The sequence below is a fragment of the Glutamicibacter bergerei genome, from assembly GCF_054495185.1.
The window spans coordinates 1,773,149-1,786,373 of the sequence record NZ_CM137131.1 but is presented as its reverse complement, the minus strand read 5'-3'; the positions used below and the strand labels follow the sequence as shown (position 1 = coordinate 1,786,373).

General features: G+C 54.9%; 13 protein-coding genes. 1 reads left to right on the top strand and 12 read right to left on the bottom strand.

All coding sequences use genetic code 11. The annotated features are described in order from the left end of the window. Nucleotides 1–5: 5 nt before the first annotated feature. From tatA to ACX5K5_RS08160, 12 genes are all read right to left on the bottom strand, one after another. Nucleotides 6–218: a Sec-independent protein translocase subunit TatA gene (tatA, locus tag ACX5K5_RS08215; RefSeq protein ID WP_096253960.1), complete on the bottom strand. Its 213-nt coding sequence runs from the start codon at nt 216–218 to the stop codon at nt 6–8. 32 nt (nt 219–250) lie between these two features. Continuing rightward, nucleotides 251–610 carry a hypothetical protein gene (locus ACX5K5_RS08210; protein WP_096253961.1) on the bottom strand — a complete coding sequence of 120 codons (360 nt, stop codon included), beginning with the start codon at nt 608–610 and terminating at the stop codon, nt 251–253. A gap of 3 nt (nt 611–613) precedes the next feature. After that, complete coding sequence (locus ACX5K5_RS08205; RefSeq protein ID WP_188685961.1) at nt 614–2,617, bottom strand: helix-turn-helix transcriptional regulator; 2,004 nt, start codon at nt 2,615–2,617, stop codon at nt 614–616. Nucleotides 2,618–2,716: 99 nt separating this feature from the next. Further along, nucleotides 2,717–3,112 carry an FKBP-type peptidyl-prolyl cis-trans isomerase gene (locus ACX5K5_RS08200; protein ID WP_096253963.1) on the bottom strand — a complete coding sequence of 132 codons (396 nt, stop codon included), beginning with the start codon at nt 3,110–3,112 and terminating at the stop codon, nt 2,717–2,719. Nucleotides 3,113–3,128: 16 nt separating this feature from the next. Continuing rightward, the gene (locus ACX5K5_RS08195; RefSeq protein ID WP_096253964.1) at nt 3,129–4,061 is read right to left on the bottom strand and encodes an FKBP-type peptidyl-prolyl cis-trans isomerase; all 933 of its coding nucleotides are present in this window, start codon (nt 4,059–4,061) and stop codon (nt 3,129–3,131) included. 118 nt (nt 4,062–4,179) lie between these two features. After that, nucleotides 4,180–5,553, bottom strand: coding sequence for a Pup--protein ligase (gene pafA, locus ACX5K5_RS08190; protein ID WP_188685959.1), 1,374 nt, complete (start codon nt 5,551–5,553; stop codon nt 4,180–4,182). 76 nt (nt 5,554–5,629) lie between these two features. After that, the gene (locus ACX5K5_RS08185; RefSeq protein ID WP_096253966.1) at nt 5,630–5,815 is read right to left on the bottom strand and encodes a ubiquitin-like protein Pup; all 186 of its coding nucleotides are present in this window, start codon (nt 5,813–5,815) and stop codon (nt 5,630–5,632) included. A gap of 60 nt (nt 5,816–5,875) precedes the next feature. Continuing rightward, nucleotides 5,876–7,495 (bottom strand): depupylase/deamidase Dop, encoded by a 1,620-nt coding sequence (gene dop, locus ACX5K5_RS08180; RefSeq protein WP_441665021.1) that lies wholly within the window; start codon nt 7,493–7,495, stop codon nt 5,876–5,878. Beyond that, nucleotides 7,492–9,228: a proteasome ATPase gene (gene arc / locus ACX5K5_RS08175; protein ID WP_382344650.1), complete on the bottom strand. Its 1,737-nt coding sequence runs from the start codon at nt 9,226–9,228 to the stop codon at nt 7,492–7,494. Before arc ends, dop begins: the two co-directional genes overlap by 4 nt. 83 nt (nt 9,229–9,311) lie before the next feature. Next, the gene (locus ACX5K5_RS08170) at nt 9,312–10,364 is read right to left on the bottom strand and encodes a tRNA (adenine-N1)-methyltransferase (RefSeq protein WP_188685955.1); all 1,053 of its coding nucleotides are present in this window, start codon (nt 10,362–10,364) and stop codon (nt 9,312–9,314) included. A gap of 26 nt (nt 10,365–10,390) precedes the next feature. Further along, nucleotides 10,391–11,518 (bottom strand): site-2 protease family protein, encoded by a 1,128-nt coding sequence (locus ACX5K5_RS08165; RefSeq protein WP_188685952.1) that lies wholly within the window; start codon nt 11,516–11,518, stop codon nt 10,391–10,393. After that, on the bottom strand, nt 11,515–12,228 hold the full coding sequence (locus ACX5K5_RS08160) for an HAD family hydrolase (protein ID WP_096253970.1): 714 nt from the start codon (nt 12,226–12,228) through the stop codon (nt 11,515–11,517). Before ACX5K5_RS08160 ends, ACX5K5_RS08165 begins: the two co-directional genes overlap by 4 nt. Before the next feature lie 83 nt (nt 12,229–12,311). Here ACX5K5_RS08160 and ACX5K5_RS08155 point away from each other — a divergent pair, with 83 nt between their 5' ends. Beyond that, nucleotides 12,312–13,220 (top strand): proteasome assembly chaperone family protein, encoded by a 909-nt coding sequence (locus ACX5K5_RS08155; RefSeq protein ID WP_188685950.1) that lies wholly within the window; start codon nt 12,312–12,314, stop codon nt 13,218–13,220. Nucleotides 13,221–13,225: the final 5 nt, after the last annotated feature.

Here is a 13,225-nt window from a genome sequence, read left to right as displayed (position 1 = left end):
GAGGTCTACGAGTTGTTCTTTTCATTGGGATTAGGTTCGTTGACGGTACCGTCAACGGTTTCAGGCTTGTCGTCGTCTTTCATCTGACGAACCTCAGACTTAAAAATACGTAGCGACTGACCCAAAGACCGAGCCATGCCTGGAAGCTTTGGAGCGCCGAAAAGTAGTAATGCTAAAACGATAATGATAGCTAAGTGCCATCCCTGTAAACCAAACATGTGGTTCCCCTTCTCTCAAACTTAAGTCTACGTCAGAACAGATTCAGATCGCGCATGTTTTGCGCCTGACCCCGGTTACTGCGACGGGCCACACGTTTGACGCGACGTGCCTCAATTCGCTCAGCCTTACCGAGGTGGCGTAACTCGGAAATTTCTTCCCGCTCGCCATGCGTTGCATCGGTTCCGTGCGGGTAACGCCGAACCACCGGTTCATAAGCTACCACCGTTCCAGGTTTAGCAAATTCCCCGCTGATATGGTCCGCCGCGTCAGAGGCGCCGTCGAGCACGGACATGGCTCGACGGAACAGGCGGAACCCGGCAAGCACCGCTAAGAGCAGTGTCGCGAGAATCAGCACGGTCCATAAGAGAACCCAAAACCACCAAGGAAGCATCTATCAATCCTCATACATTCTGATAGCGTCGTCCAACCATTTCTCCACGCGTTCGCGTGTAGCATCAGGGCCGACAACAACAATCTTACCGCCGTGGCGTGCAACCCATGGAGCAGCTACCAGATGGTCTGAAAGTCGAACTTTTGCCAAGTGACCTGATTCAACCTTGGATTGAGACCATGCTATCGGGTTGAAAGCCTCGATAACTGCCACGGCTTCGGCAGCTACATAAAATTCAACTTCTAGATCATCACTGTTTGCCGAATAGCTGAAATCAAGCTTCTCATAGTCTTGATGACGTTCGCCAAGAACAAATGGTTCCTCGGTGAGTTTCACATCAAGAACCCGATCAACGCGGAAGGTGAGGATGGCCTGGCGCTTGCGACACCAAGCGCGCAAGTACTGCACTGGCCCGTCCTCGATCAGCCTAATCGGTTCAATCTCACGTCGTTGGTGAGTTTGGGAATTCGCCGAGTAGTAATCTATATCGGCGACAACTTTGGTGCGTAGCGCCTGAATGAGCTGGGCGGGAGTGTCATGCTCACGTACCTGAGTCAGCGCAAAACCCAGCGCTCCGTTCCACCCATCAAACCGTGCCACGGCCGCATTGATTTTTTGCAGCGCGCTACGCAAGACCTCGCGGTGTTCAAAGGCGGGGATGCTATCTAAGGCGTTCAGGCCACCAAGCACTGCCACTGCTTCCAAGGGAGCGAGTTTTTGCGGTTCGGCAAGAAACGCTGCGTTAGTGATGGTAACTTCATCCGAGTCGAGGTCACCATCGTTGACGTTGATCAGTTCATCGTGCTGCCCATTGGGCACTCCACACATCATGATCATCGCCAGTTCATCGCGAACTTTGGCTTGGGTCATCGAATAACGTTCACATAGCTCGCCAATCGTCACCGAGCCCTGCGCGACAACGTACTGGATCATGTCGATATTACGCATGACCTGTTGGGCCGTCGAGCTACGTCCGAGGGCGCGATGCGGTTTAAACTTGACGTCTTTCAGCGCTGAAAGCTGTGCAATATCGTGCTGAGCTGCCCGGGCATCTTTGAGGGTATTGGCCACCTGTAACGCCAGTTCGCGCGGTTGCATGACTTTGACTGCCGGGCCAAAACTGGCCAATTCTGCGGCGAAAGAGTGCTGGTCTGCATAACCAATATTCAACGTTGCTGAGCTACGAGTTCCGTTGATAGCTCGAGCGCGCAACGGAGTGGCCGAGTCGTCGAGCAGTTCTACAACTGCCAGGTGACCGGGATTTCGCAGATCAAAATCTTGGAGCACCTCTGTCATGGAAAAATCTTGCGGACGAGGATGATAATCGGTGTTGGAAGCGCCTTCTCGCCGGACCTGAATGGTGAAGTGACCTTGCAACCGGTTGAGCCGGAACACGCGTTGGGCCTCGCGGTGATGATCCCATCCGGTGAAGTACCAATTGCCGAAGCGCTGTCCAATCCCCCACATATCGACGACCCGTTTAGTGGTATTTCCTTGGGCATCTTCATAATCAAACTTCAGTGTTTTCTTATTAAAGACCGCAAGTGCGCACGCTTTAAAGTTTGGATCGTCCACCGAGAGCCGTGGCAGCATGGCCCCGGTGTAGGGGGCAATACTCGCATCGTTACTTTGGTTGCCGGTAATTCGGGCTGCGGCGCTCAATGCCAGAGCCTGGACTTTTGAGTCTTTCCAGAGGCTGGCGGCCAAGGCGATCATGGAAGATTCTGCCACGGAGAAGTCGATGGCAGGTAGGAACCAGTCACTGGTATCGATCCGGTAATACGGGATATCGTCAATGACCTCGGTGATCAGCCGCAGACCGAACTCGTTGCGGATGTCGTCCTTGAGCCGCTCGATGGCCTTTTCGCGCGCTTCGGCATTCCCTGTTGGGTTGAGGTAGTCTCCGATACGCTCAGCACTAAACCGTCGTTCGGTGGTTGCCAAGGCATAGATGAGGCTTGTTAGGCGTTCGGCCTTGCTCGGTCCGTCAGTCTGCTTTATTCTCACGTGCCTACCCTAACGAACTTCCGCACTGATCTATGACTTTGAAGACAAGGAAAGCCCCAAGATTTGCCAAATTGCAATCTTGGGGCTTTCATCAAGGTCTTACTTGGTGCCCATCAGGTCAACCACGAAGATCAATGCCTCGTTAGGTGCGATAGCACCAGGCGCACCGCGCTCACCATAGGCAAGCTCGGAAGGGATCTCCAGGCGACGGCGTCCGCCGACCTTCATTCCCAAGAGTCCCTGGTCCCAGCCCTGGATGACCATGCCGACGCCCACTGGGAAGTCGAGGGTCGAGCCACGGCCCCATGAAGAGTCGAACTCTTCGCCGGTGGACCATGAAACGCCCACGTAATGAGCCTGCACGGTGGTGCCCGGGGTGACTTCTGCGCCGTCGCCCTCGATCAGATCGTTGATGACCAATTCGGTAGGTGCATCGGTGCCTGGGAAATCAATTTCAGGCTTGGTGCGCTCGTAATTACGTTCTCCAAAAGACATGTTTACGGCCTTTCTGTTACTTGCTGGTAGTTACCTTGTCTAATTCTACGTAAAAGACCAGTGGTCCTTCAGGCTGACCCGGCTGTGGGTTCTTGCCGTAGGCCATATCGGCAGGAATGCTTAGCAAGACCTTGCTGCCTTCCTTCAAGCCCTTTAGACCTTCAAGCCAGCCCTTGATGACGCCGCCGGACATCTTCATTTCAAAACCCTCATCCGAGCCGAAGTTACCATCAAACTTCTTGCCGTCTTCCCAACGCACACCGTGGTAGTGAACGCTGGCGCTAGAAGTATCGGAGGTCGCCGGTCCGGTGCCTTCTTCAAGAACATCAACCGCTAGACCTGCAGGGGCCTCAGTGTCCTTAGGGATGGTGATCGCTGGATCGCCCTTACCGGTCTTTACGGTAGGTAGCTTACCCTCGTCCTTCAGCTTCTTGACCTCATCCTGGCTCAACGGCTTGCTGGCGCTCACTGAATCGGCGATCTTGATGACAATCAGGCGCTCGGCGCGGGAACCAGCTTCTGGCTCCTTCATGGTTCCGTCCGCCTGCTGAACACCATCGATGGCAGCGTAAGCAATCCAGTCACCAACCTGGGACTTGAGCAGAGTCTCGTAAAGTGCCGGCATCTGTGTCTTAAGCGATTCATCTACCGGCATCGGGGTGGTGTCACCGGTGAAGTTCTCATTTGTCAAGTGACCGTCAATGGTTTTGTAGAGGCCTGACTGAATGTCGATAGTGTCGCCATCTTTGATGTCCGCACCATCACCTTCGACCACGGTGACCGCTTCTTCTTTATCGGTCAACAATGGGGCATCGAAGCTGACCTCTGGTGCGGTCTGCTCGTCAGCCGCCGGCTTTACATCAACTTTGCTGAGTGAGGTGGTTCCTGACCCACAAGCGGTCAGGGCCAAAACGGACGCGGTTACGCAAACTGCCAAAACTTTTCGCACGAATCTTCTTTCCGATAAGAACTATTGGTTCTACTACACGCACCGGGACGGGACCCGGTCGCAACGATCTGCATCTAGCTTAGGGGTATTTACTGTGTAAATACTTGTTTTCAGCTGGTCATACGGGGCGGCGCATCATTTCAATTAGCTCATCAACCGCCGAATTTGTGGTGGCAAAGGGGTCCTTGCACAATACAACCCCGCCTTCACCTTCTTCATATTTCATGTGCACCCAGTCGGTGGAATACCGTCGACCCGTCTCTCTGGCGGCCCTGATGAATTTACTGCGGATCGCCGCACGCGTGGTGGCTGGCGGGTTTTCTACGGCATCTGCAATTGCCTGCGGGTCGAGAACCGAGCTAGCAAGTCCGCGCCGACGCAGTAAGTGGAAGAGACCACGTGTCGGGTCAATGTCATGGTAGGTCAAATTCAACTGCGCAATGCGGTGGGAATCTAGGCCCAGATTGTTCTTGGCAGCGTAACCAGTGATCAGTTTGTGCTTAATTGCCCAGTCAATATCTTGGTCGATTAACGAGAAGTTCTGACTCTCAACGGCTACCAAAACGCGTTCCCATAGTTCAAGCACCCGTTCCACCTGATCGTGGTGCGCGCCATGACGGGCCACAAATCCCTTTACCAGCTCAAGGATTTTCCACTGCAATTGCAAGGCGGTTGGTTCATCTCCGGACATCAACCGCACCACGGTTTGCCCTGTAAAAGCATGAGAGATACTGCGAATTGAACGAATCGGGTTCTCCAGACGCAGATCATGATAGATCTCTCCGGATTCAATCAGTCGCAAGACCAGATCGGTCGCACCGATCTTCAGCAGTTGCGTGGTCTCACTCATCGACGAGTCCCCCACGATCACGTGCAGACGACGATGATACTGGGCATCCGCATGCGGCTCGTCACGAGTGTTGATAATTGGACGAGACCGTGTGGTCGCTGAGGAAACGCCTTCCCACATGTGGTCCGCGCGTTGGGAGAAGACAAACTTTGTTTCATCTTCAATCTGAACCAGATGACCGGCACCGCATAGCAGCTGACGAGTCACCAAGAACGGGATGAGCATATCCGCGAGTCGCTTAAATTCGACTTTGCGCGGGATCAAGTAGTTTTCGTGACATCCATAAGAATTACCAGCGGAATCAACATTGTTCTTGAACAAGAACAATCGGCCTTCGTGACCTTCTTCGAGTAGCTGTTCTTCGGCCTGTTCAACCAGGTCCAGCATCACCGTTTCACCGGCGCGGTCATGAGCAATCAGTTGAAGCAACTGATCACATTCCGCGGTAGCGTATTCAGGGTGGGAACCAACATCAAGGTAAAGCCGTGAACCGTTGTTCAAGAAAACGTTGGAGCTTCGTCCCCACGCGACAACGGGACGAAAAAGATGCCGGGCTGCGTCTTCTGGAGTGAGCCGTCGCCCATCAGATGGCACATAGTTCAGTCCAAATTCGGTCTCTAAACCGAAAATCCTGCGATCCACCGGAAGCTACTTCCCCTCATTGGTGTTGCCAGAGTAAACCAGCAACATGTTGGTCATGCCCGTGACTGCAACTAAGTTACTGGCCACCCTTTTGAATGAAGCCACGCACGAATTCTTCGGCATTCGATTCAAGTACTGAATCGATCTCATCCAACAAATCGTCAACGCCGGCACTGGTACCGGTGGTATTTACCTGTACCTGCTCGGTTTCTACCGGCTGGGCTTGATTCTCACGGCGAGCCGAGAAGTTTTCCTGGGTCATTTCTTGCTCCTCAAATCTTTGGCGGCAGGTGATGCACGCCTAGTTCTCATTCTGCGCTGTTTAGCGATGCCGCGCCAACTGATCGATGAACTCATTGATCTCCAGTTGCGCATCAAAGAGTTCTCCAACCTGCGCACGACTACCCGTCAATGGTTCGGGCATGTGGAACCTGTTGATTTTCCTTGCTCCTGGTACCGAGAATGACAGCGCATCCCAGTTGGCAGCTACCACGTAGGGTGCGTAGCGTTGCAGCGTCATTCCTCGCAGGTAGGCGCGGGTATCGTGGGGTGGGTTGTCCACCGCGGCATTAATTTCTTCCTGGCTGAAGATGGTTTCCATCAGGCCTCGCGCGGCCATCCGATAATACAATCCTTTGTCCAGGCGCAGGTCAGCCCATTGCAAGTCCATCAGTGCAATGCGCGGATCATCAAGCCCAACGTTGTGGCGTTCGGTAAATGACTTCATTAGCGAATATTTGGCGATCCAGTCGACCTGGCCGGCCGCCTGCATAGGATCTTGTTCCAGGGTGTCCAAGATGGCACGCCAACGGTTAAGAATTTCAGTGGTGTCGGGGTCGGTGACCTCGCGCTGTGCACAATAGGTTTCGGCCGCTTCCAGATAGCTGCGCTGGATCTCGATAGCGGTCATTCGACGCCCACCGCGCAGCGCCACGGAGGCCTGCAGAGTGGGGTCGTGGCTGATCTGCTGAAGGGCGGATACCGGATCTGCTAGCTCAAGCTTCGGAGACATTCCTGCTTCGATCAGGCTGAGCACCAAGTTTGTGGTGCCAACTCTTAACAGTGTGGAGATCTGACCAAGGTTTGCATCTCCGATGATCACATGTAACCGGCGGTACTTATCCCAATTGGCATGTGGCTCGTCCCGAGTATTAATGATCGGACGGTTGACCGTGGTTTCCAGACCAACTTCTGCCTCAAAAAAATCGGCACGCTGGGAGATTTGGAATTCGGCTCCGCGCCCGAGCATTCCGCGCCCCACTCGTCCTGCCCCACAAAAAATCTGCCGGGTGACAAAAAATGCGGTCAACCCGTCGACTAACCGGGAGAACTCCACATCGCGCGGGATCAGATAGTTTTCGTGCGACCCATAAGACACCGACTTATTGTCGGTGTTGTTCTTGTATAACAGCAGTTCACCACTGCCCAAACTGGCGGCCGAGGCTGCGGCCCGGCGCATTACCTGATCGCCCGCTTGATCCCAGAGCACCGCATCACGCGGGCTGGTCACTTCCGGACTGGAGTATTCGGGATGCGCATGGTCCACATAGAGTCGGGCACCGTTACCGAGCACCATATTCATTACTACGTCGGTGGTGTCATTTTCCTGATACAACGTGGCACCAACGCGTGCGTCATTTCCGTCTAAGGCAATAGATTCGGCGGTCCACACCTGATTTTCGGCTTCTAAGGTGGGTTCAGAATCTGTGAGTTGACTCGGATGTGCTTCCTCGCGGGACACCGAATGACCCCGAGCATCATTGAGCGGAGACTCATCAGCATAATCCCAGCGTGCGGCGCGAGTTGCGGAGTCGCTATCGCGTACTAATTGCGCGTATCCGTCCACAATTTGCGCGGAGAGCACCGTGGAGTTCGCTTTGGGCATGGACGGCCGAATGATTCCGTACTCAGTTTCCAGGCCCACTAGCCGACGAGCGCTCATTTGCTGCCCTTCTGATTAACCAGCGAGCGAATATGGCTGATCCGTTCCCCCTTGCGCCCGGAGATACGCGCCCAATCATCGGGATTGGTGGTGTTTGGCATATCCTCGTGCTCGGCGAACTCTTCACGCACTGCACGCAACAGGTATTCCATTTTCAGTCCGCGTTCACCGGTAGTGATCAACGACTTAATTGCATGCTTTTTTGCTCGGTCCACCACATTGTGAATGACCGCCCCGGAGGCGAAGTCCTTAAAATAGAGAACCTCTACTTGACCGTTGACGTAAGTGACTTCCAAGAATTCGTTGATCCGTTCGGTGGAATACATCGCTTCCACGGTGTCGCTGATCATTCTTGCTACGGTCTTCTGGCGCTCTCCCCCATCGGCGGTGACCTCGTCCTCATGCAGGGGTAGGTCTGTGGTGAGATACTTACCAAAAATTTCTGCGGCGCCCACTGCGTCGGGGCGACGAATTTTGATCTTCACGTCCAAACGTCCCGGACGCAAAATGGCCGGGTCAATCATGTCTTCTCGGTTTGAGGCACCAATAACGATGACGTTATCCAAGCGCTCCACACCGTCAATTTCGGCAAGCAACTGTGGCACTATGGTCGTCTCAACGTCGGAAGAAACACCTGTGCCACGGGTTCGGAAGAGCGATTCCATCTCGTCGAAGAACACCACGACTGGGTCGCCATGCAACGCCTTTTCGCGGGCTCGTGCGAAGATCAGGCGAATATGCCGTTCGGTCTCACCGACATACTTGTCCAGTAGTTCTGGGCCCTTGATGTTCAGGAAGTAGCTTCTGGATTGGGTATTACCGTTTCGTGCTGCTGCGCGCTGGGCTAGTGAATTTGCCACGGCCTTGGCGATCAAGGTCTTACCGCAGCCCGGAGGGCCGTAAAGCAGAATGCCCTTGGGGGCGCTCAGTCCGTGTTCTCGATAAAGCTCTGGGTGCGCGAAGGGCAACTCGACCGAGTCTTGGATGGCTTCAATTTGTGAGTTCAGTCCACCGATATCCGAGTAATCGATATCCGGTACTTCCTCGAGCACTAGCGACTGCATGTCGGTGAGCTGTACACGGTTGATCGCTAACCCGGTACGCGAATCAATGGTTAGTTGATCTCCCACGCGCAGATGTTCACCGCGCAGTGGCTCAGCAAATTCGATGACTCGCTGGTCATCGCCGCGGGTCATCACTACTGCTTGGTGGTGCTCCAGGATTTCCTTGATCGTCACTAAGTCGCCGGTTTGTTCATAGCCTAGGCCTGCCACGACAACGAGAGCCTCATTGAGGAGTACCTGTTGGCCAATGTGGAATTTGTCGAAATCCAGCAGTGGGCTTATGGATACACGCATTTTTCGTCCGGAGTAAATCACGTCGACAGCCTGTACCGCGGTGGTTTCGATTCCGGTGCCTGGTTCCGGGTGTTTACGCGGGTGTTTTGCCACGATGGTTCCGTAGCTAAATGGCGTATCACCGTCTTTTTCAAGCGCAGATTTGAGGTTGATAATTTGTTCGCGAGTCTGTTCTAGCAAGGACACTAGGCGCTGGTTGTTGCCACTGATCCCGGCTAGCTGCTTATCTAGGTTGCGATTTTTATCGCGAAGCAGGTTGACCTGACGTTCGGTTACCTGAAGACGCTCGGCGACGCGTTGCGCCTCGTTGTTTTCGCTCACGGTTATTCTCCCAACCTTTACACTTCTCCTCGCGCGGCCACCAGAGGTGGCTATCTTGCGAGGCACTCTGATTCCATCTTAGGAAGCTAAAGCCCCGGGAATGAATTTCCCAGGGCTTTAGTTCACATATTGAAACGTTAGTTCTCGATATCCGAGACGTTTTCACCTTCGCGGACACGGTTAGGACGGTTGGCGTCCTTGGCGGCGCGACGAAGTTTCTTGGGCGAAATGCCACGTTCTCCGAGTGCGGATTCGGTCCACTGCTCGGCGTCGTGTTCCCGGGTCCACGCGTTCAGATCCTCGGCCGAGTAACCGTGCTCTTTCATCCGCTTAGCTTTCGGGATGCCCTCCTGCGCGTCGGCCAACCGGCGAGTGGTGATCAAGAACGCCGTGTGCGCCACCATGCGGTGATCCGGGCGAACCGCTAAACCGTCAACATGCCAACCGCGCACCATGGTTTCAAAGCAATCGGGCTCGGTGAACTGGCCCGATGCGCGAATTGCTTCCACCACGCGGGACATTTGGGTCACCGTGGCCACGTAGTTTGTCCAAACTCCGCCAGGTGCCAGCACCGTGGCTACAGCGTCCAGGCATTCCCACGGCGAGAGCATATCGAGCACTACGCGGTCTACGCTGCCTGGTTCCTCAATTTCCAGTACCTTCTCTTGGAAATCACCAATTGAAAGGTTCCAGGCAGGGTGCTCGCCACCAAATACCGTAGCGATGTTGCCTCGCGCAATGTCTGCGAACTCTTCACGACGCTCATAGGAGTGCAGGTACCCTTGGTCTCCTACCGCACGCAGCAGTGAAATCGACAGCGCTCCGGACCCAACACCGGCCTCAACTACACGTGCCCCAGGGAAAATATCGCCAAACTGAATAATTTGTGCGGCATCCTTGGGGTAAACCACTGCAGCACCTCGAGGCATGGACAAAACAAAGTCCTTCGCCAGCGGACGCAGCATCTGATAGCGCACGCCTTCAACGTTTTCCACCACCGAGCCTTCGGAGGTACCAATGATCAGATCATGGCTCAACACGCCCTGGTGCGTGTGGAACTCTCCACCGGCTTCAAGGGTGATGGTGTTGATGCGACGCTTTTCGTCGGTCAGCTGGACACGGTCGCCGACGCGGAAGGGGCCGCGACGGGCGTTCGCGCCATGCGGCGCTGCGGTGTTCTGAGCACTCACTGAGTTTTCCTTTGTTGTAGAACTTTTTAGGCTTTGCGGCCGGTGACGGCCGAAATAATTTTGCGTTGGTGCAATAACCCGACCACGGCCCCACGGGCGTCGATCACCGCATATTCTGCGCTAGCCACAGTGGCCAGATAATCGATCAGTTGCCTGCCATCAGCCTCAGCAGCGACCACCGCTCCGCGGCCCAAAGCCCGCGAAACAGCTAAGGCGGAGACTTCGGAAGCTGCCTCAACAGCTACCCGGCTCAGCGCTTGTTCATCTACCACACCGCAAGGCATGCCCTGCGGGTCAATCAAAATGATCGATCCCCCACGGTTCCGTTTGCGGGTGTGCACGTCAGCTACTGTGGCTACGGACATCATGGCACTGGCTGGTGACATCAGGTCCCCGGCAATGACCTTGGGTAGGTTCAGCATCATTTTTGCGTGATTGATCAACTGTGTAGTCGCCTGCCACATGAAGACCGCCACCATCACGCCAACCACCATGGTGATCAGTTGTGGCTGTTGGCCCTTAAAATATGGAAGCACCACAAACCAGAAGACCACGCCGATGACGATAATGCGGCCCACCCAGGATGCGGCGATGGTGCCTTTAAACTGTGAACCGGTTAGTTTCCACACCGCGGATTCAACGAGGCGCCCACCGTCTAAGGGAAGTCCTGGCAGTGCATTAAACGCACCGAGCAGCAGGTTTGCGTAGACAAAGAAATTCAGCAGCAGTCCCGGATATAACCCGAGGCTTGGAATTTGCATAGCCAGCCAGGCTAGGCCGGCGAGCACAAAGTTCGATAGCGGACCGGCCATAGCCACAGCTAAAGAGGCTCCGGGCTTGGCTTTAAAGGAACCGAACTGTGTGTGTCCGCCCATCAGGGTGAGCACAATGTGGGCATCTGGCCATTTGAAGGCGCGCGCCGTGAGCGCGTGCGCTACCTCGTGCACGAGAACAGCTAGGGCAATCACCACGGCGCAGGCAAACCCCAAGAGGTAAGCGACAACAGGTGGGATCAGCGCGTTATTGGATAATTGCATGCCAATGGCTACGGTGATGACCGCGGTAATAATGAACCACGAGCTAGACAGGTACACCGGCACGCCGCCGATACGCCCCAGCTTCAGCCCTGGGGCCTTTTCAGTTACTTCGCTCACGCGTTAACCTGCACCAACCAATCGGTCATGGTTTCTACTTCCACATCAACTAGTGACGTGATCCGTCGCCAGTTCCCCACTCCGGGGTCGGTGGCGTTTGGGACTAATACTGCGTGTAGCTCGGCGGCCGAGGCAGAATGAATGCCGGGTTTTGAATCTTCGAAGCCAATGCAGCGGGCGGCTTCAAATTCTCGGCCCAACTTTTCACTCAGTAAGGTTAGTCCGCGTCGGTAGGGTTCGGGGTCTGGTTTGCCGTGGGTGACTTCCTCACCGGTGACGCTGACGGTGAAGATACCTTCGGGTAGTACTTCCATGAGCTTATCCACGATGCTACGTTCACTCATCGTGACCAACGCTTGGGGAATACCTGCCGCATGCACGGCAGTGAGCAGTTCCAGAGCTCCGGGGCGCCATGGTACTTCGTGGCTCAACCCGGCAATAACCTTGCTCGATAAGTGGTCAATGATCTCGCGGATGCTGAGATTAACTCCGGCTTCCTGAAGGATTTTGGCACCGTTAGGCAGCGCTTGTCCGACGAGGTTAAATGCTTGTTCCTCACTCCAGGTACCACCATGGGCTTTGACGAGTTCCATCTCGGCATTGATCCAATAGGGTTCGGTGTCGATGAGGGTCCCATCCATATCCCACAGCACCGCTTGCGGGCCGTGGGATGAAACTTTTGTATCGAACGCTGATCTGGTGCTTGGCATGACTCCATTCTAGATGGAAGAGTGGGGCTAAACCGCTTCGGTGGATACGTCGGGTCGGTGAAGTGGCAGGAAAGAGGTTTGTGATGAGCGAGGAATACCAAGCACCAACGCTGAATGGCTTCGTTGGGCAAACCGAACATGAGATGCGTCCCACCATCTTAATTTCGGCGTTTGAGGGCTGGAATGATGCTGGCTCGGCCGCTAGTGATGCGGTCCGGCGCATTTTGAATAGCACCTCGCCCGAACATGTCGCCACCGTGGGCTCAGATGATTACTACGACTACCAGTTCACTCGCCCGCATTCTCGGCTCACAGAGACTGGACGGGTGATCGAATGGCCGGTCACCGATGTTTATCGCATCAACCTCGAACAAGCCCCAGCAGATCTGCTGATTGTTGTGGGCGTGGAGCCCACGTTTAAGTGGCAATCCTTTTGTGCTCAGGTCGTGCGGGCCGCCCAAACCCACAATGTTCACGCGGTACTTTCCGTGGGTGCACTGTTGGCTGATGTGCCGCATACCCGCCCGGTGCCTACGGTGCTGAACAGCGATCATCCTAAGCTGCAGGAGTTCTTTAATATCTCCGCATCACGCTATGAGGGTCCAACAGGAATTCCTTCGGTCTTAAGCGCGGAATTCGACAAGCATGGAATTGCGACTATGTCGCTTTGGGCCCAGTTATCCCACTATGTAGCCCAAGCACCGAGCCCACGGGTGGAATTAGCGCTGGTTGAAATGCTCGAGGAGTTGATCCCGATGAGCGTGACCTCGGAAAAGTTGCGTGAAGACGCGGTCGCGTGGAAACGCGGGGTCGATGAGCTTTTGGCGGCGGATCCGGATGTCTCAAAATATGTGCAGCAACTCGAGCGGGCTTCGGACGCTAGCGAATTACCTGAAGCAAGTGGCGAGTCCATTGCGCGCGAGTTTGAACGCTACCTGCGCAGGCGTGGCCGCTCGCGGGGAGACGGGCAAGGTCCGGACTTCGAAATCTAAGCTGA